Source organism: Aeromonas sp. Prich7-2 (assembly GCF_017939255.1).
GTDB lineage: Bacteria > Pseudomonadota > Gammaproteobacteria > Enterobacterales > Aeromonadaceae > Aeromonas > Aeromonas caviae.
The window spans coordinates 1-17623 of record NZ_JAGKRI010000074.1 but is presented as its reverse complement, the minus strand read 5'-3'; the positions used below and the strand labels follow the sequence as shown (position 1 = coordinate 17623).

General features: G+C 62.3%; 15 protein-coding genes and 1 pseudogene. 4 read left to right on the top strand and 12 right to left on the bottom strand.

Annotated features, from left to right (window positions below; genetic code table 11):
• Nucleotides 1-141: 141 nt before the first annotated feature.
• Both J9892_RS13695 and J9892_RS13690 read right to left on the bottom strand, forming a co-directional pair.
• Nucleotides 142-717, bottom strand: a pseudogene (locus J9892_RS13695) (IS5-like element IS5B family transposase); the annotation flags it as partial.
• A 353-nt stretch (nucleotides 718-1070) separates the two neighbouring features.
• A complete protein-coding gene (locus J9892_RS13690) occupies nucleotides 1071-2111 on the bottom strand; it encodes an IS481-like element ISAs19 family transposase (protein WP_119197101.1) in 1041 nt (346 codons plus the stop codon).
• 750 nt (nucleotides 2112-2861) lie between these two features.
• On the opposite strand from J9892_RS13690, the gene J9892_RS13685 reads away from it, so the two are divergent.
• Together J9892_RS13685 and J9892_RS13680 are read left to right on the top strand one after the other, a co-directional pair.
• Entirely contained in the window at nucleotides 2862-3293 is a 432-nt protein-coding gene (locus tag J9892_RS13685) for a MerR family transcriptional regulator (RefSeq protein ID WP_201894410.1), read from the top strand.
• A gap of 54 nt (nucleotides 3294-3347) precedes the next feature.
• Entirely contained in the window at nucleotides 3348-3917 is a 570-nt protein-coding gene (locus J9892_RS13680; RefSeq protein WP_210538491.1) for an NAD(P)H-dependent oxidoreductase, read from the top strand.
• Nucleotides 3918-3988: 71 nt separating this feature from the next.
• Here the strand turns inward: J9892_RS13680 and putP are convergent, their stop codons facing one another.
• The 8 genes from putP to J9892_RS13640 form a co-directional block, all read right to left on the bottom strand.
• Complete coding sequence (putP, locus tag J9892_RS13675; protein WP_045525661.1) at nucleotides 3989-5497, bottom strand: sodium/proline symporter PutP; 1509 nt, start codon at nucleotides 5495-5497, stop codon at nucleotides 3989-3991.
• A 275-nt stretch (nucleotides 5498-5772) separates the two neighbouring features.
• Complete coding sequence (locus J9892_RS13670) at nucleotides 5773-6699, bottom strand: L,D-transpeptidase family protein (RefSeq protein WP_010675523.1); 927 nt, start codon at nucleotides 6697-6699, stop codon at nucleotides 5773-5775.
• A gap of 185 nt (nucleotides 6700-6884) precedes the next feature.
• Entirely contained in the window at nucleotides 6885-8126 is a 1242-nt protein-coding gene (locus tag J9892_RS13665) for a mechanosensitive ion channel domain-containing protein (RefSeq protein WP_010675524.1), read from the bottom strand.
• Between the two features lie 131 nt (nucleotides 8127-8257).
• Nucleotides 8258-9457, bottom strand: a complete 1200-nt coding sequence (locus tag J9892_RS13660) for an acetate kinase (protein ID WP_041215759.1) — start codon at nucleotides 9455-9457, stop codon at nucleotides 8258-8260.
• 218 nt (nucleotides 9458-9675) lie between these two features.
• On the bottom strand, nucleotides 9676-10146 hold the full coding sequence (locus tag J9892_RS13655; protein ID WP_010675526.1) for a YhcH/YjgK/YiaL family protein: 471 nt from the start codon (nucleotides 10144-10146) through the stop codon (nucleotides 9676-9678).
• 309 nt (nucleotides 10147-10455) lie between these two features.
• A complete protein-coding gene (locus J9892_RS13650) occupies nucleotides 10456-11562 on the bottom strand; it encodes a 1-acyl-sn-glycerol-3-phosphate acyltransferase (RefSeq protein WP_010675527.1) in 1107 nt (368 codons plus the stop codon).
• Nucleotides 11563-11736: 174 nt separating this feature from the next.
• Nucleotides 11737-12291, bottom strand: a complete 555-nt coding sequence (locus J9892_RS13645) for a GNAT family N-acetyltransferase (protein ID WP_041212415.1) — start codon at nucleotides 12289-12291, stop codon at nucleotides 11737-11739.
• A 37-nt stretch (nucleotides 12292-12328) separates the two neighbouring features.
• Nucleotides 12329-12883, bottom strand: coding sequence for a GNAT family protein (locus tag J9892_RS13640; RefSeq protein ID WP_171865865.1), 555 nt, complete (start codon nucleotides 12881-12883; stop codon nucleotides 12329-12331).
• Between the two features lie 350 nt (nucleotides 12884-13233).
• Between J9892_RS13640 and J9892_RS13635 the strand changes: the two genes are divergently transcribed.
• On the top strand, nucleotides 13234-15006 hold the full coding sequence (locus J9892_RS13635) for a M4 family metallopeptidase (protein WP_210538490.1): 1773 nt from the start codon (nucleotides 13234-13236) through the stop codon (nucleotides 15004-15006).
• Between the two features lie 57 nt (nucleotides 15007-15063).
• Here the strand turns inward: J9892_RS13635 and J9892_RS13630 are convergent, their stop codons facing one another.
• The gene (locus tag J9892_RS13630) at nucleotides 15064-15963 is read right to left on the bottom strand and encodes a LysR family transcriptional regulator (RefSeq protein ID WP_029314793.1); all 900 of its coding nucleotides are present in this window, start codon (nucleotides 15961-15963) and stop codon (nucleotides 15064-15066) included.
• A gap of 202 nt (nucleotides 15964-16165) precedes the next feature.
• On the opposite strand from J9892_RS13630, the gene mdtH reads away from it, so the two are divergent.
• Complete coding sequence (mdtH, locus tag J9892_RS13625; RefSeq protein WP_029314794.1) at nucleotides 16166-17359, top strand: multidrug efflux MFS transporter MdtH; 1194 nt, start codon at nucleotides 16166-16168, stop codon at nucleotides 17357-17359.
• Nucleotides 17360-17487: 128 nt separating this feature from the next.
• Here mdtH and J9892_RS13620 read toward each other — a convergent pair.
• The coding region (locus tag J9892_RS13620; RefSeq protein ID WP_210538105.1) for a transposase at nucleotides 17488-17623 on the bottom strand (136 nt) is incomplete at its 5' end.

Below are 17623 nucleotides of genomic sequence, written 5' to 3'. Positions count from 1 at the left end.
CACTGAAGGGAGAATCGATGAGAAAGAGGAGAAGTGAGTTGACCCAATCTGAACACTCGAGTTAGAAACGGGGTGACGTGAGCGCGTTAAGGATCAGGGTGTTCACGTTGGCCGGAATGGCTGTTCAACTTCGCCGGAATACGCATGGGTCAGGCCACTCTTGGCATCGACACCAATGTGGGCCTTCATGCCAAAGTGCCACTGATTGCCTTTCTTGGTCTGATGCATCTGCGGATCGCGTTGCTGCTCTTTGTTCTTGGTCGAGCTGGGTGCCTCAATGATGGTGGCATCGACCAAGGTGCCTTGAGTCATCATGACGCCTGCTTCGGCCAGCCAGCGATTGATGGTCTTGAACAATTGGCGGGCCAGTTGATGCTGCTCCAGCAGGTGGCGGAAATTCATGATGGTGGTGCGGTCCGGCAAGGCGCTATCCAGGGATAACCGGGCAAACAGACGCATGGAGGCGATTTCGTACAGAGCATCTTCCATCGCGCCATCGCTCAGGTTGTACCAATGCTGCATGCAGTGAATGCGTAACATGGTTTCCAGCGGATAAGGTCGCCGGCCATTACCAGCCTTGGGGTAAAACGGCTCGATGACTTCCACCATGTTTTGCCATGGCAGAATCTGCTCCATGCGGGACAAGAAAATCTCTTTTCTGGTCTGACGGCGCTTACTGCTGAATTCACTGTCGGCGAAGGTAAGTTGATGACTCATGATGAACCCTTTTTCATGGCTCCAGATGACAAACATGATCTCATATCAGGGACTTGTTCGCACCTTCCCTAAGCCTTAAACTGTCTGGCGTGAAATTGCCCGAAGAAATATCTAGCGCAATCAAAAATGGAAAAAAGGCATCTGCCAAAGCTGGCAACACAGAAATCGAAGTAATCCGAATAGATTGGCCAACAGGCAAGGGGCACGAACTTAAAGTGTTCTTTGAGTAATCATGAGGAAAATCTGGGACACCCACCATCTCGATAGCAGACTTACCTGACAAGGTGGGTGTCCTCTGTCAGTCTGTACAGATCTAGTTATCACCTGACACCGGCCTCAAACCGGTGTCTTGTTTACGCTACTTTAGTGCGCACTTCCTTCGGTATCAATTTCAGACCCTTCTTGAACATGCTGTAAGGCGTCTGTCCCTCCATCATCCTGCCCTGATGTGGCCGCTGGGTGTTGTAGTGTTCCAGGTAGCTATCCAGGTCTGTCTGCATCTGCTCTACCGACTCATACCAGGTCGTCCTCCCCTTGATACGGAAGTGTTCATCCAGCAGTGTGCGATGCAGCCGTTCGATAAAGCCGTTGCTCTGCGGCCTGCGTACCTTGGTTGTCCGGTGCTCAATCCCCTCCAGTTGCAGGAACAGCTCGTAGGGATGGTGGTCAGCTCGTCCACAGAACTCGCGCCCGTTATCCGACAGGATGGTATAGACCCGTGCCTCGTGGGCCTCGAAAAACGGCAGTACCGTTTCATTGAGCACATGAACCGAGGTCACCGGCAGCTTGCTGGTGTAGAGCCGTCCCCAGGCGTGGCGGCTATAGCAGTCCAGCACGGTTTGCAGATACACCTTGCCAACCCCCTTGAGCGCGCCGACGAAGAAGGTGTCGACCGCCACCAGTTCTCCGGTGTAGTGAACCTCAATCTGGCGTTCGCGAAACTCGGGGCTGAAGCGTTCGAGCAGGCGGATCTGCTCGTCATTGAGCTCAATGGTCTGCTCCCGGTGAGTTTTCTCAAGGCGCAGCAAGCGGTCGTGTTTGGAGAGCAAGTCGTGCCGTTGCCACACGCCACGCACACCGCCCGCACTGACATTGATGCCTTGCAGAGCCAGTTCTTGCGCGACCCGCAGCGGGCCATGAGTTGGTCTGGTGAGGGAGTAATCGAGGATGGCCTGTTCAATCTCGGGAGCGACCCGATTGGGATGAGCCCCTTTACAGCCGGGCAATTTGTCGAGCAATCCCTCGGCGCCATAGGTCTGGTAATTACGGCGAATTTCGTAGAACTGCTGACGGCTGTAGCCGATGAGCTTGCAGGCTTTGCTGACATTATTGAGCTCTTTGGCGAGCTCTAGCAGGCTGAGTTTGCGACGTGCTACTTTCTCGTTGGTGGTCATACGGTGACTCCGGATAACACGGTAGGGGTACCGTTTTGTTATCCGGTTTGAAGCCGTATGACCACTCCCTTTTGTGGGCAACTGTCAGGTGAATACCATCTCCATACAAACGGCGTTATGTGGGATCGCAGAGAAACGAGCATGGGAAGAAAATTGGGACCCCCACCGCTCTGAGCGCCGCATAGCGGCCAACTGACTCGCAAAAGCCCCCTTGGTGACTGTCGGGCACGGTATTGGCTCCCCCTCCAATCCGCCGAGGGGAGGGAACAAGGTCAGGAGCGCCATCAGGGATGATGGCGCAGCCGCAGCGGGGCATGGATGCCCCATCTGCGGCGGCCCGCCCGACCTGGCGACTGACCCGAGGGCAACCGCGAAGCGGTCGGATTGGCGGGGGGTGGCCTTTCTTTTGGTGACTTTTCTTTGGCCACGCAAAGAAAAGTCACTCGCCACAGCCCGCAGGGCGGGCGAAACCCCGCATAGCGGCAATCCCGCAGGGCGGGCGAAACCCCGCATAGCGGCAATCCCGCAGGGATTGTGATGCTTGTCATAGGCTAGGAGCTTGGCTGAGCGCCTCCAGAATGGTGGGCGAAACCCCGTCGAGGGCAAGACCCTCGCATTCTATGGGGCAAAGCCACATCCAGAGCGCTGCTGTGCAATGCACTGCGCCGACAGCTCCCCCGTGGGGATGCATTCCCCCCTGCCACTGGCCTATAGTGAGCCCCTACTCGAACAACCTTTGCGAGCAGCACCATGTATATCGGCGAATTTGCCCGGCTGGCGGGCACCACCCCAAAGGCGGTCCGTCTCTACGAGCAGCTCGGGCTGCTGCCCGAGCCCAGGCGGCGCGGCAAGTATCGCGTCTACCGGGCCGAGGATCTGGAGTGGGTCGGCTTTATCCGCGAGGCCCAGCGGCTTGGCTGCAAGCTCGGGGAGCTGGTTCCCCTGCTCGCGGGCGTCACCAGCCTCGACCACTTCCCCTGGCAAAGGGTGGAGCAGCTTATCGCGGACAAGCTGGCGCAGATCGAGGCGGAGGTCGCCAGGCTGCAACGCCAGCATCAGGGCTTGAGCCAGTGCGCCACGCTGCTGGCGCAGCACCCCTGCCGCTATGGCGCCCCGGTCCGGCAATCCCCCGACGGGCGGGATCATCCCGCCGCCGCGGATCGGGGGCAAAAGGTGGCTTGACTCTGTCCCATGGGACAAGGGGTGTAATGGGGGCTCACTTCAAGGAGCCATACCATGACCCCCAACCTGCTTGTTCTCAACGGCAACCCCAAACCCGACAGCCTCTGCCACGCCCTCGCCCGAGAGTATGCCCGCAGTGCCGAGCAAGGGGGCGCGCACGTCACCCTGCATCACGTGGGGGAGCTCGCCTTCGCGCCGGATCTTCACCATGGCTATGACGAGGTGCAGCCCCTCGAACCGGATCTGCAGGCGGTGCAGCAGAGTCTGACGCAAGCCCACCATCTGGTGATCGTCGCCCCCGTTTGGTGGGGCCACCTGCCAGCCCGGCTCAAGGGGCTGCTGGATCGCACCCTGCTGCCGGGTTTCGCCTTTCGCTACCAGCCGGGGAAGGCGCACCCGGAGCAATTGCTCGCCGGCAAGACGGCGCGCCTGCTGCTCACCATGGACAGCCCCCCCTGGTATTACCGCTGGTGGCAGGGAGCCCCCCTGGAGCGCACCCTGGACAAGCCAGTGCTGGGGCTGTGCGGTATCCGGCTGACCCACCGCCAGCATCTGGGGCCCGTCCACACCTCGGATGAGGGGGCCCGCCAGGATGTGCAGCGGCTGGGCAAGCGCCCCGCCTAATCCCTGCCATGGGCATGTTTTGCCCATTAAAAAGCCCCGCAGTTGCGGGGCTTTTGTCGTCGAGGCGGGGGTTATTTTGCCGCGATGGCGTCTGCCATGGGGCTCTGGAACTCCTGCTCGGCTTCTGCGAAGCGATCCTGCATGGCCTTGGAGGGGGCCTTGTCCAGCAGGCTGAACAGCACGATGGCCAGGGTGGCAAACAGGAAGCCCGGGATGATTTCGTACAGACCCAGCCAGCCGAACTGCTTCCAGATGATGACGGTCAGGGCACCGACCAGCATGCCCGCCAGGGCGCCGTTGCGGGTCATGCGGGACCAGAGCACGGAGAGCAGCACCACGGGGCCGAAGGCGGCACCGAAACCGGCCCAGGCGTAGCTCACCAGCCCCAGCACCCGGTTTTCCGGGTTGGTGGCGACGGCGATGGCCACCAGGGCGATCAGCAGCACCATGGCGCGGCCGACCCACACCAGCTCTTTCTGGGAGGCGTTCTTGCGCAGGAAGGGCTTGTAGAGATCCTCGGTGATGGCGCTGGAGCAGACCAGCAGCTGGCAACTGAGGGTACTCATGACCGCAGCCAGGATGGCGGAGAGCAGCACGCCGGCAATCCAGGGGTTGAACAGGATCTTGGAGAGCTCGATGAAGACGCGCTCCGGGTTGGCGGTCACGCCACCCGCCTGCTCGGTGAAGGTGGAGAAGTAGGCCAGGCCGAAGAAACCGATGGCCACGGCGCCACCCAGGCACAGCACCATCCAGGTCATGCTGATGCGACGGGCGCTGGCCATGGAGTGGTGGGAGTCCGCCGCCATGAAACGCGCCAGGATGTGGGGCTGGCCGAAGTAGCCCAGGCCCCAGGCCATCAGAGAGATGATGGCGATGAAGTCCAGGTTCTTGAACATGTCGAGGTTGCTGGCGTTCTGCGCCGCCACCTGCACCATGGCGGTGTCGATGCCGCCCACGGCGATGATGACGAACACCGGAGTCAGGATGAGGGCGAAGATCATCAGGGTCGCCTGCACGGTGTCGGTCCAGCTTACCGCGAGGAAGCCGCCGAAGAAGGTGTAGGTGATGGTGGCCGCGGCACCGATCCAGAGGGCGGTGTCATAGCTCATGCCGAAGGTGCTCTCGAACAGGCGGGCACCGGCCACCACGCCGGAGGCGCAGTAGATGGTGAAGAACAGCAGGATCACCAGGGCGGAGAGGATGCGCAGCACCCGGCTCTTGTCTTCGAAGCGGTAGGTGAAATAGTCCGGCAGGGTCAGGGCGTTGCGGTTCTTCTCGGTATGCACCCGCAGCCGACCGGCCACCCAGCGCCAGTTGAAGTAGGCGCCGATGATGAGGCCGATGGCGATCCAGCTCTCGGAGATGCCGCCGATGAAGACGGCGCCAGGCAGGCCCATCAGGAGCCAGCCACTCATGTCGGAGGCACCGGCGGAGAGGGCGGTCACCCAGCTCCCCATGCGGCGGCCGCCGAGAATGTAGTCGTCAAAGTTACGGGTGGCGCGATAGGCGATGAAGCCGATCAACACCATCCCGAGGATGTACACCAGAAAGGTGATGAGCATGGGGGTGCTAGCTGTCATTCAAAACTCCGTTATGTGACGTCTGTGCCCGTTCTTGCGACGGACTCTTCCTTAAAAAAACCGGCCTAGAGTAATCAGCAGATCGCCGGACCACAACCACTTTTAACAAATAAAAAAACACATGGAAAACGTTTAACACCTAACCAAGCAACCACTCAATTGCAATAAGGCCGGATTTTATCCCGATCTGCCAAGGGTTTACCCTGATGATCCCCTCCCCCGCGCCATAAAAAAGCCCCGACAGTGGCCGGGGCTCGGAATACCGACGAGCGGGATCAGCGGTTGATGGCGATGGGCATGCCGCTGCGCTGCTCCAGGGCCTGCTTGACCAGCTGGGAGTCACTGTCCGCGTGGGCGATGAAGCGGGTCACGGCGGTGGACATGGGCAGCGGGGCCGGCAGGCTGGAGTTGAACTCCTCCTGGTTGCGGGAGAGGGGCTGGTGCACTTCCAGGTAGCGGCGGCCATCCGGCTCGACAGAGGCCTTGATGGGCTGGTTCACGAACTGGACGCGGGTACCGACCGGGACCTGCTTGAACAGGTACTCGATGTCGTCGTTGCGCAGACGCACGCAGCCGTGGCTCACCCGCAGGCCGATGCCGAACTGGGCGTTGGTGCCGTGGATGGCGTACATCTTGCCGATGTAGAGCGCGAACAGCCCCATGGGGTTGTCCGGACCGGCCGGCCAGACCGCAGGCAGGGTCTCGCCACGGGCGGCGTACTCGGCGTGCATCTTCGCGGTCGGGGTCCAGGTCGGGCCCGCCTTCTTGCGCTGCACGCTGGTCACCCAGTCTTCCGGGGTGTCGGTGCCGAGCTGGCCGATGCCAATCGGCAGCACTTCCACCACCTTCTTGCCTTTGGGGTAGTAGTAGAGGCGCATCTCGGCCACGTTCAGCACGATGCCTTCACGGGGGGCATCCGGCAGGATCAGCTGATGCGGCACGACCAGCTTCTCGCCCGCCTGCAGCAGCAGGGGGTCCGCCTTGGGGTTGGCTTCCAGCATGTTGGTCAAGCCGAGCTGGAATCTGGCCGCTGCCGCTTCCAGGGGTTGGCCCGCCTCTTCCGGGGACACCACGTAGTCCAGGTTCTCCCCCACCAGGCGGCTGTTGGCTGCGGGCAGGGCATATTCGATGGCGAGGGCGGGCATGGCGGCCAGGATCAGGGAGCAGCACAGTGCGGCCGCCGTGTTGTGGAGGAGCTTCATAACTTTCCTGTGATAAAGGGGGTGGTTCAGCACTCTGGCCAGCGCGGAGGCGACGGGCGCGCCCGGGGCGAAGAGAAGGCCGCCATTTTTCTCCTCTGCCATGCAAATTTCAACCGCCACGTGCTGACGGGTCGGTGATTAAATACGGTGCCGCGCTGCGCCGCGGCACCTTGTCATAAGCGGGATCAGCCGTTTTTCCAACTGTGCATGTCATAACCGGTTGGAGACTGATGCAAACGCAGATGGAATTGCTCAATTATCGCAAATATGTGGTCGAAAATATCAGCCTGTATCCCTTCATACTCGGCCCAGGCGGTGGTCGCCGTGAAGCAGTAGATCTCCAGCGGCAGGCCGTCCGTGGTCGGTGCCAACTGGCGCACCATCAGGGTCATGTCCTTGCGAATACCCGCATGAGCCCGCAGGTAGGCATCCAGATAGGCGCGCAGGGTGCCGAGGTTGGTGAGGTGGCGACCATTGATGGGGCAGCTGATGGCATCGCTGAGCTGCTGGTTGTAGCTGCTGAGCTCCTGCTCCTTGCGGCTGAGGTAGGGCGCCAGCAACCTGGCCTGCTTGAGCTGCAACTGCTCCTGCGAGGTGAGGAAGCGCACGCTGGTCATGTCGATGTTGACGCTGCGCTTGATGCGGCGCCCGCCGGATTCGGTCATCCCCTGCCAGTTCTTGAAGGAGTCGGAGATGAGGGCATAGGTGGGGATGGTAGTGATGGTCTTGTCCCAGTTCGACACCTTGACCGTGGTGAGGCCGATGTCGGTCACCTCGCCGTCCGCGCCGTACTTGTCCATCTGCAGCCAGTCACCGACGCTCAGCATGCGGTTGGCGGAGAGCTGGATACCCGCCACCAGGCCGAGGATGGGGTCCTTGAACACCAGCATCAGTACCGCGGTCATGGCCCCCAGGCCGCTGAACAGGAAGAGCGGCGACTTGCCGAGCAGCAGGGCGATCATCAGGATGCCCACCAGGATGCTGGCCACCAGTTTCACCCCCTGGAAGATGCCGCGCAGGGGCAGATCCCGCCCAAGCCGGGTATGACGGCTCAGGGAGAGCAGGCAGTCGAGCAGGGCGAACAGGGCAAGCAGCAGGAACAGCAGGATCCAGAGCTGGGCCAGCAACTCGATAAGCGCCAGGCTCTCGGACGCTTTGGGCAGCCAGATCTCCGCCTGACCGAGCAGTACGGCCCCCTGGAACACGAAGGCGAGCCGGTAGAAGAGGCGTTGCTGCAACTGGGGCGGCAGCCACATCTGCTTGGTCTTGCCAAGCAGCCCCACCAGGCGCACCAGCAGGATGCGGTGCAGCACCAGGTGCAGCACCATGGCGGTCAGCACGATGAACCCCAGGGCAATCACCAGGGCCATCATGGGGGTCACATCGACCCCCAGGCCTGACAACCAGTTGAAAAACATCTCTTTCATCGTTACCTCCGCAATATCACACAGCGGTCAGGGTACGCATCTGGTCCCCCATGTCAAATGACAGGACGCTCACTATTGCCGAAACGACAACGCCCGGCAGGGGCCGGGCGTTGTCATCACCAGAGGGTGCCTTAGCCGACCAGGCTCAGGGCATCACGGGCGATCACCAGCTCTTCGTTGGTGGGCATCACCAGGGCCAGACGACTGCCTTCGACGGTGATGGGGCCTTCACCGCCCAGCACGGCGGCGTTGTTGGCCTCCTTGTCGATCTTGAAGCCGAGCAGGGCCAGTCGGGCCAGCACCATCTCGCGCACCATGGCGGCGTTCTCGCCGATGCCGCCGGTGAACACCAGGGCGTCAAGGCGACCATCCATGGCGGCAGCATAGGCTCCGACGTACTTGGCAACGCGATAGGTGAAGACATCCAGCGCACGCTTGGCACCGGCGTCAGTGGCGTAGTTGCCGGTGACGTAGCGGCAGTCGCTGCTCTCCTCGGTCATGCCCAGCAGGCCGGATTCGCGGGTCAGCACCTGGTTGATCTTGTCCACGCTGTAACCCAGGTTGTCGTGCATGAAGAAGACGATGGCAGGGTCGATGTCACCGGAGCGGGTGCCCATCGCCAGCCCTTCCAGCGGGGTCAGCCCCATGGAGGTGTCGACGGACTCGCCGTTCTTGATGGCGCAGACGGAGGCACCGTTGCCCAGGTGGCAGTTGATGATGTTGAGCTCATGGAGCGGTTTGCCCAGCGCCTTGGCGGTCTCTTCGGCGATGAAGCGGTGGGAGGTGCCGTGGGCGCCGTAACGACGGATGCCGTTCTCGCGATAGAGTTTGTAGGGCAGCGCGTAGAGGTAGGCTTCCTCTGGCAGGGTCTGGTGGAAGGCTGTGTCGAACACGGCCACGTTCTTGTCGGCCAGGGCCGGGAACACTTTGAGGGCGGCACGGATGCCGATGAGGTGCGCCGGGTTGTGCAGGGGGGCAAACGGAATGGCGGCCTCGATGCCGGCGATCACGCCCTCATCGATACGCACGGAGCGGGAGAACTGCTCGCCGCCGTGCACGATGCGATGGCCGATGGCGACCAGCTGATCGGCCAGGGCGGGATCCTGGGGCAGGATGTGGCCCACGATGTGGTCGAGGGCTTCCTGGTGCGCGGCACCGGCGCCCAGCATGGCGTCGCCCTTGACCCCGTGGAGTTTCCATTTGATACGTGCGTCATCCAGATTGAAGCATTCGGCCAGGCCGGACAGCATGTCCTCGCCCGTTTCAGCGTCCATTACGGCAAATTTCAGGGAAGAGCTACCGCAGTTAAGGATCAATACCAACTTGCTCATGTTCTACATCTTCCTGTGCTTCGGCTTTACGCCGACAGTGTCGTGTCATCCAGCGATGGATGGGATTCCCCTGCCGGGGGCTTATGGTCGCAGGAGGGTGCGTCCAATTTTTCAAATCGTTGGGCGCAGACCGTTCGTCTGGCGCGCGCGTCGAATCAGCGATTCGCAACGGGCCTCTGTTGGCCCAATCACTCGGGACTCCAGGCCCCGAATGCCACTCAGGCGCCGGTCAGCAGCGACTGGTGAACCTTGACGACCAGCTTCTTGACCGGACCTGGGGTCGTCAGGGTACAGAGGGGGCGATGCAGTTCTCCCGGCCAGAAGATGGCGAAGTCGCCGGGCTGCAACGCCAGATAACTGGTCTGCTCGTCATCGACGAACCAGAGATCGGGGTGAGGATGGTCGGCACCGTCCCGGCTGTAGGCGTGAGGGCCCACGCCGATCCACTCCTCGCCGCGCAGCAGCAGCTGGATGTCCAGATACTGCTCATGAAACTCGCCCCGGCGATCCGCCACCGGCTCTGTCAGATCCTCGCTCACCAGGCAGAACAGCGTGAGGCCGTCGACCTCCTGCTTGCCGAGGGGGGCGTGCAGCCAGCGTTCGACGCTTTGCACCACCTCGGCCACGATACGGTTCAGGGGGGCGGGCAAGGGGGTGCGTTGCAAGGTATCCAGACTGCCGGTGATCATTAGGTTCGCATCCTTAGATATATCTGTGGTCTATCTTTGTGCACCAATGAAAAAGGACCATTGAAGGTCCTTTTATCGTCTCGTCTGCCATCCGTGCAGACGGGGGCGCTGTCGCTTCCAAGCCGATGGCGCCGAGTCACTGTTGCATACTCGTCCGCCCCTGCCAAGAGATACTCGCCCATTCACCCGATGATCGTACCAGTTGAAACAATATTATTCACTACCCAATCTCCCCCGACTTTGACCAGACGCAAAAACGGGAGCATCTGCTCCCGTTTTTTTCCATCACCCGCTCAAAAGCGGTGCCATTCAAACCTTGCCGGCGTTTTCCACCGGCTTGGCGTACATGGCGCGCCAGATGGCCTTGTGCTCTTGTGGCACCTCGGACTGGCGAGTCAGGAAGGCGCTCTGCTCTATGGTGCTGGCCTTGCCGGGCACATCCGCCGCGAGGTAGTTGCCCGGGAAGAGGCGATAGCTGCTCCAGATCGCCTTGTCGATGAGCGCCGCCAGCTCGTCCGGATCGCTGAAGCCCTCGGTGATGGGGGCGCCGAAGGAGACGTGTACCCGCCCCTTCTGGCCGACGATGCCCGCGACGATACTCTCGATGTCCTCGAACTCGCCCTTCTCGTAGCTGCCGTTGACCGACTTCTCGTAGAGCTCGCGCGCCTTGGCCTTGTCGGTGGGATCCAGCTCGTAGCTGATGCTCACCGGCACGATGTTGAGGCTGCGCATGTAGTCGACGAACTCGATCTTCTGCTTCTTGCCGTCCACGTAGAACATCTTGAGGATGGCCGGATCCGTCTTGTCATCCCCGTCCTTGGCGCGCCCCTCCTTCTGGGCGATCCAGATGGAGTGCCCCTCATGCACCGACTGGCCGATGTAGGCCGACAGCTCGCCGAGGGCCTTCATCATCTCCCGCGGCCCCTTGGCGGAGCGCTTGACGATGAAGCTCTTGTTGAGCTTCATCAGCTCGGTGGCGCAGGGCTTGCGCAGCAGGTTGTCGCCGATGGCGATGCGCACGGTATCGAACCCGTGGGTGTGCAGCCCCCAGTTGACGAACGCCGGATCCATGGCGATGTCCCTGTGGTTGGAGACGAACAGGTAGCCCTGCTCCTTCTTGAGGTGTTCGAGCCCGGAGAAGCTCACTCCCTGGGTGGAGGTGGCGATCATCCGGGTCATGTAGCGGGTCACCCCCATCTGTACCTGATGGATGGTGCTGACCTTGGCCCACTTGTGGCGCAGGAACTGGCGGATCAGCGGGCGAATGGCCCAACCCAGCCAGCTCATCAGGGAACCGAAGCGGTATTTGGCGATGGCGCCGATAAACTCGTCATCCTGGATCAGCCGCTCGATGGCAGCCGGTACTTCTTCATCGCGATAGGGGCGAATGTCCGCGAATCTATCTACTTCTGTCACAATGTCTGCCTTGCATGTATGGAGTCGCGGCCTGCGTCTGCCGGCCGGGAAAATTCAGGGCGCAATTTTACACGCTTTTATCCCCAGGGGTATGAGAGGCGTACAGATAGTGCGATCTTGCAGTGAAAAAGCGATGGCGGTCACCCGCCAGCCCCCCTTTCGACAACGGCTCTGCTAGCCAGCGGGATTGATGAGCGCGGTGAGGACGTGGTCCTCCCAGCGGCCGTTGATCATCAGATAGTCCCGAGCGTATCCCTCCTGCTCGAACCCCAGCCGTTCGAGGAGCGCGCCGCTTCGCAGGTTCGCGGGCATGTAGCTGGCCATGATGCGATGCAGGCCCCGCTCCCGGAACAGGTGATCGATGCCAGCGGCCACCACCTCCTGCATCAGGCCCTGCCCCTCGTGCTCCTTGTCGATGGCATAGCCCAGGTGGCACGCCTTGAACATGCCCATCACAATGTTCGTGAAATTGCAGGTGGCGAGCACCCGCTCCCCCCTGGGATCGAGCGCCACCAGTTGCACGGCACTGCCCTCGAAATAGTGGCCGTAACCGTCGCGCAAGCGGGTCTGCCAGTGAGCCAGGGTGTAGAAGCTCTCCTCCCGCCTGGGCTCCCAGGGGGACAGGTGGGCGCGATTGCGCAGATAGAAATCCACCATCAGGCAGGCCCGCTCCGGGGTCAGCACGGTCAGCCGGGTACGGGGGGTGGCAATGTGGGGCAGCGTCGTCATCTCACCCTCAGGAGGTTGGAAGCGGACAGGAAGGTCATCAGAGATCCCTCAGCCTCAGCCACTCGTCCCGCAGCAGGCCGTAGTGCACATGATCCACCACCCTGTCCGCCAGCCGCTCCGCCCGCCGGGTGATCCCCTCCTGGGTCATTCCCAGCCGCTCGCACACGGCCCGGCTCGCCTCGTTCTCGAGGGCGGCGCTGATCTCTACCTTCTCCATCCCCATCTCCTCGAAGGCGTGATGGATCAAGGCCTGGCAGGCCCGGGTGATGATGCCGTGCCCCTGCCAGCGCTCCGCCAGCCAGTAGCCGATGGTCACCTTGCCGAGATCCTGATCGATCTGGTTGTAACCGATGACGCCGACCACCTCCCCCTGATACTCGATGGCCGTGGTCAGCCCCTCCCCCCGGGCAAACTTCTCGATGGCGTGGCGAATGAAGGCGGCGCTGTCGGCGGGCTGCTGGATGTGGGGCACCCAGGGCAGCCACTGGGAGAGGTAATCGCGGTTGCGCTGACAGAGGCGAAACAGCTCGCTGGCCATGTCGGGTTGCAGGAACAGGAGCGCCAGCTCGTCATCCAGTTGCCATGAAAACATCGCCACTCCTCCCCGGTTCCACTCCGGCCATCTGCCGTCATGGGAGCCAATGTAGTCAATCAATCCCTTGTTTGCCAAGGACTTTTCAACCGGCTTCCCCGCTGGCAACCCCCATATGGCGATCCCCATGCGGGCACCTTGCCCCCAGGCCATCAATCACCCCTCGCAGCGGTTCAACATGCTGCCATTACCAGTATTTGTGGATGATTGGCGCTGTAAAAGTGAATCGTGCTACCTGTTTTCGCTGCCCTGTGACAAATGACAGGCCGTTATTTTCCCCCTTCCCACTAGTGTAAGAGCGCCGGGCAACGGACCCGGCGTGTAATCTTCATCGACTAAGGAAAGACGAGATGAACAAAGTCTATTTGGCCGTCATGCTGGCCTGCTGGGGAAGCGCCGCCATGGCGGCAGAACAGGTGGAAGTGAACCAGGTCTCCGACCTGGCCGGTGCGGTGAGTGGCGCCGCCAAGATTGGCGCCCTTGGCGCCGGGGATGGCGAGTTTCGCAAGGTGCGGGCGGTGACGCTGCCCAATGGCCAGCAGCGGATACGCTATGAGCAGACCTGGCAGGGGATTCCGGTGTGGGGCCAGGTTCTGGTGGCCGATCAGGCGCTGGGGGGCCAGGTCAATCAGGTGTCCGGCACCATGCTGCGCAAGATCGATGCCGACCTGACGGGCCCGGCCGTTGCCCTCTCCGCCAGCGACGCCGCACGCCAGGCTCGCAGCGGTGCCAAGGGGAGCAACGAACAGGTCAAGCTGTTCGTGATGCAGGATGAGACCGGCCAGGCCAGACTGGTCTATCTGGTCTCCTGGCTCGCTGCCAGCAAGGAACCGAGCCGCCCCTTCGTGATGATCGACGCCCAGACCGGCAGCGAGCTCAAACGCTGGGAGGGGATCAACCACAAGGACGCTACCGGCCCGGGGGGCAACGTCAAGACCGGCAAGTATTTCTACGGCGCCGACTTTGGCCCCCTGCAGGTGGATGACAACTGCCGCATGACGGGGACCAACGTGGACACCCTCAACATGAATCACGGCACCACGGGGGGCACCATCCACCAGTTCACCTGCCCGGAGAACACGGTCAAGGAGATCAACGGTGCCTATTCCCCTCTCAACGATGCCCACTACTTCGGCAACGTGGTGTTCGACATGTACCGCAACTGGTACAACACGGCGCCGCTGAGCTTCAAGCTCAAGATGCGGGTGCACTACAGCCGCAACTACGAGAACGCCTTCTGGGACGGCAGCCAGATGACCTTCGGCGACGGGGCCACCACCTTCTATCCGCTGGTGAGCCTGGATGTGGCGGCCCACGAGGTGAGCCATGGCTTCACCGAGCAGAACTCAGGACTGGTCTACTCCGGTCAGTCTGGCGGCATCAACGAGGCCTTCTCCGACATGGCGGGGGAAGCGGCCGAATACTACATGAAGGGCAGCAACGACTGGCTGGTGGGGGCCCAGATCTTCAAGGGCAACGGCTCCTTGCGCTACTTCGAGGACCCGGCCCGGGACGGCAAGTCCATCGGCCACGCCAGCGATTACTATGACGGCATCGACGTGCACCACAGCTCCGGGGTCTACAACCGCGCCTTCTACCTGCTGGCCAACACCAGCGGCTGGCAAACCCGCAAGGCGTTCGAGGTGTTCGTGCTGGCCAACCGCCTCTACTGGGGCCCCAACACCACCTTCGATCAGGGGGCGTGCGGGGTGACCAGGGCCGCCACGGATCTCGGTTACAGCGTGAGCGACGTGGCAGCCGCCTTCACCGCCGTCGGGGTCAATGCCACCTGCGGCGGCACCACGCCCCAACCGGGCAGCGTGCTGCAAAACGGGGTACCGGTGAGCAATCTCACCGCCGCCAAGGGGGGCAAGCTGAACTTCACCGTCGAGGTGCCCGCCGGCAGAAGCCAGCTGGTGGTGACCAGCAGCGGCGGCAGCGGGGATGCGGATCTCTACGTGAAGTTCGGCAGCGCGCCGACCGCCAGCAGCTATGACTGCCGCCCCTACAATAGCGGCAATGCCGAAACCTGTACCCTGAACGCTCCCAAGGCGGGGACCTGGCACGTGCAGCTGAGCGGGTTCAGCGCCTTCTCCGGCGTCACCCTCAAGGCCAGCTACTGAGTCTGAGCGGGCATCAAGGGGAATCAGCGAAGTGCGCCGGCCTGGTCCGGCGCTTTTTTATGTCCGCTTGCCCGACCAGCGCCGGGCAAGGGTACGGGCCGCCTCCAGCACCCGCTCCTTGGCGGGATTGGGGCGCTTGCCGCTGCGCCAGGCCATCATCACGTCCCAGTGATCCGGTGGCAGATCCACCACGTCCAGCTTCACCAGGCGACCGAACTCCAGATCCCGGGTGATGGCGAGCGCCGGCATCAGGGTGATGAAGCCGTGCTCCAGCGCCAGCTCCCGTGCCGCACTCGCTGGCTGGATGGCGTGCAGCGGGCTCGCCACCTGGCGCAGCAGACGCAACTGCAGGATCAGCTCGTCGCAGCCCGTCCCCCACTGCTGGGGCGCCAGCCGCTCGTTGGCGATGTCCTGCAGGGTCAGCCCCTGCCGCCCGGCCAGCGGGTGGGTGGCGCAGGCCACAGCGATGATGGGGGAACGGTAAAGCAGTTCGAGCTGGATGCCCGCGATGGCAGGGCACTTGAGAATGAAGCCCACGTCGGTCTCGCCGGTCAGCAACTCCTGCATGATGATGCCAGAGTGATCCGTGTTGCAGCGGATCTCGAAGGTCTCATCCACCAGGGCCAGCAGCAGGGGGCCGAACACCGCCGTGGTCAGAGAGGGGAGGCAGGAGAGCCGGATCCGCGGCAATGCAGGCGCCCCCTGCATCGCCAGCCGCCCCCCTTCCAGTGCGCTCAGGGCCGCAGTCGCGGCAGGCAGAAACTGCTCGCAGGCCGGGGTCGGGGTGGCCCCCCGACGATGGCGACGGAACAGGGACTGACCCAGCTCCTGCTCCAGCACGGCAATGCGCTGGCTCACCATGGGTTGTGACCAGCCGCGAATGGCGGCCACCTTGCTGAAGCTGCCACGGTTGGCCACATCCAGCAGCAGTTGCAAATCGTCGAGGGTCATAGCCATAACCAAATCCAATATGAAATATAGCCAGTTGTCGGCTACCACTATATCTGGAGCCCCACCAGAATAGCAGCATCAATCGTCATGAACCGGCTGAACGCCACCGAGCCAGGGAGTTGTCATCCCCCTTGGCTCTGTTTGGTGACGGCGCCGTTCGGGCAAGAAAGACAACAATATCAGCGAAGCAAACAGAGGTATCAGGGTCATGGTGGATCGGGCGAGGCGGTTGGGGCGGTGGTTCTTGGCATTGGATTCCCTGCTGGTGATCCTGGGCTTTTTCGTGGTGATGCCCATGATCAGCCTGCGCTTCGTCGACCAACTGGGCTGGGCCGCCGGTGTGGTCGGACTGGCACTGGGGCTGCGTCAGCTTACCCAGCAAGGGCTGGGGGTCTTTGGCGGCTCCCTCGCCGACAAGTTCGGGGCGCGCCCCCTCATCGTCTGCGGCATGCTGCTGCGGGCGCTGGGGTTTGCCAGCCTGGCCTATGCCCAGAGCGGATTGGAGCTGATCCTCTCCTGCATCATCTCGGGGCTGGGTGGCTGCCTGTTCGATCCCCCCCGCGCCGCCCTGGTGATCAAGTTCACCCGGCCACGGGAGCGGGGTCGCTACATCTCCCTGCTGATGATGCTGGAGAGCGCCGGCGCCGTGGTGGGAGCCCTGCTCGGCAGCTGGCTGCTCAACTTCGATTTTGAATACGTCTGCCTGCTGGGTGCCGGCCTCTTCGTCTGCGCCGCCCTGTGCAACCTGCTGATCCTGCCCCCCTACAAGCTTTCGGTACGTCCGACGCCGATCCGGGACGGCCTCGGCCAGGTGCTGGCGGACAAGGCCTTCTGCCGACTGGTGCTGATCTTAAGCGGCTACTACGCGCTCTGGGTGCAGGTCATGCTGATCTTCCCCATTCTGGTCAAACAGATGGCGGGCAGCACCACGGCGGTGGGCTGGATGTATACCCTGGAGACGGCCATCTCCCTGGCCCTGCTCTACCCCCTTGCCCGGTTCGGCGAGCGCCACTTCAAGCTGGAGAACCGTCTGATGGCGGGGGTGCTGCTGATGACCACGGGGATCGGGCTGGTGGCCTTTGCCACCACCTTGCCCGCCGTCTTCCTGCTGCTCGCCTGCTTCTATCTCGGCATCGTCATCGCCGAGCCGGCGCGGGAAACCCTGATGACCAAGCTGGCACAACCGGGGGCGCGGGGCAGCTACATGGGCTTCAGCCGACTGGGGCTGGCGCTCGGGGGCATGACGGGTTACGTGGGGGGCGGTGCCCTGCACGACTACGCCATGGCCCAGGGGCAACCCTGGTTGCCCTGGCTGGTACTCGGCACCGTCGGTGTCACCACCTTGCTGCTGCTGGCCAACTGCTTCCAGCGCGGCTCTCGCCTGGCAGGGGTCAACGCCTAATCCTCTGGCAATCATCCCGTCTACCCCGGGCGCCCTTCTCTTGAAGGGCGCCCTTTTTTACCTTCTTCTTGCATTGCCCTTCCCCTCGTCTGCGCCCATCCGCCCGAAAATCCCCCATAAAAAAAGGTTCATCGCGGCTTTCCGGGGAAGGCCGCCTTGATTTTCAGAAAAAAGTATTCTGAGTCCCTAAATCCATATGCCATACGCTTTATCACTTTGATCTTGTTGTTCACCCCTTCCAGCACACTCGTGTGCATCGGGTAG

What these genes read in the sequence shown, in the direction of transcription:
- J9892_RS13635 (WP_210538490.1), top strand. Translation starts at nt 13,234, where the DNA reads ATGAACAAAGTCTATTTGGCCGTCATGCTGGCCTGCTGGGGAAGCGCC.
- J9892_RS13630 (WP_029314793.1), bottom strand. Translation starts at nt 15,963, where the DNA reads ATGGCTATGACCCTCGACGATTTGCAACTGCTGCTGGATGTGGCCAAC.
- putP (WP_045525661.1), bottom strand. Translation starts at nt 5,497, where the DNA reads ATGACAGCTAGCACCCCCATGCTCATCACCTTTCTGGTGTACATCCTC.
- J9892_RS13670 (WP_010675523.1), bottom strand. Translation starts at nt 6,699, where the DNA reads ATGAAGCTCCTCCACAACACGGCGGCCGCACTGTGCTGCTCCCTGATC.
- mdtH (WP_029314794.1), top strand. Translation starts at nt 16,166, where the DNA reads ATGGTGGATCGGGCGAGGCGGTTGGGGCGGTGGTTCTTGGCATTGGAT.
- J9892_RS13680 (WP_210538491.1), top strand. Translation starts at nt 3,348, where the DNA reads ATGACCCCCAACCTGCTTGTTCTCAACGGCAACCCCAAACCCGACAGC.
- J9892_RS13655 (WP_010675526.1), bottom strand. Translation starts at nt 10,146, where the DNA reads ATGATCACCGGCAGTCTGGATACCTTGCAACGCACCCCCTTGCCCGCC.
- J9892_RS13640 (WP_171865865.1), bottom strand. Translation starts at nt 12,883, where the DNA reads ATGTTTTCATGGCAACTGGATGACGAGCTGGCGCTCCTGTTCCTGCAA.
- J9892_RS13645 (WP_041212415.1), bottom strand. Translation starts at nt 12,291, where the DNA reads ATGACGACGCTGCCCCACATTGCCACCCCCCGTACCCGGCTGACCGTG.
- J9892_RS13685 (WP_201894410.1), top strand. Translation starts at nt 2,862, where the DNA reads ATGTATATCGGCGAATTTGCCCGGCTGGCGGGCACCACCCCAAAGGCG.
- J9892_RS13665 (WP_010675524.1), bottom strand. Translation starts at nt 8,126, where the DNA reads ATGAAAGAGATGTTTTTCAACTGGTTGTCAGGCCTGGGGGTCGATGTG.
- J9892_RS13690 (WP_119197101.1), bottom strand. Translation starts at nt 2,111, where the DNA reads ATGACCACCAACGAGAAAGTAGCACGTCGCAAACTCAGCCTGCTAGAG.
- J9892_RS13660 (WP_041215759.1), bottom strand. Translation starts at nt 9,457, where the DNA reads ATGAGCAAGTTGGTATTGATCCTTAACTGCGGTAGCTCTTCCCTGAAA.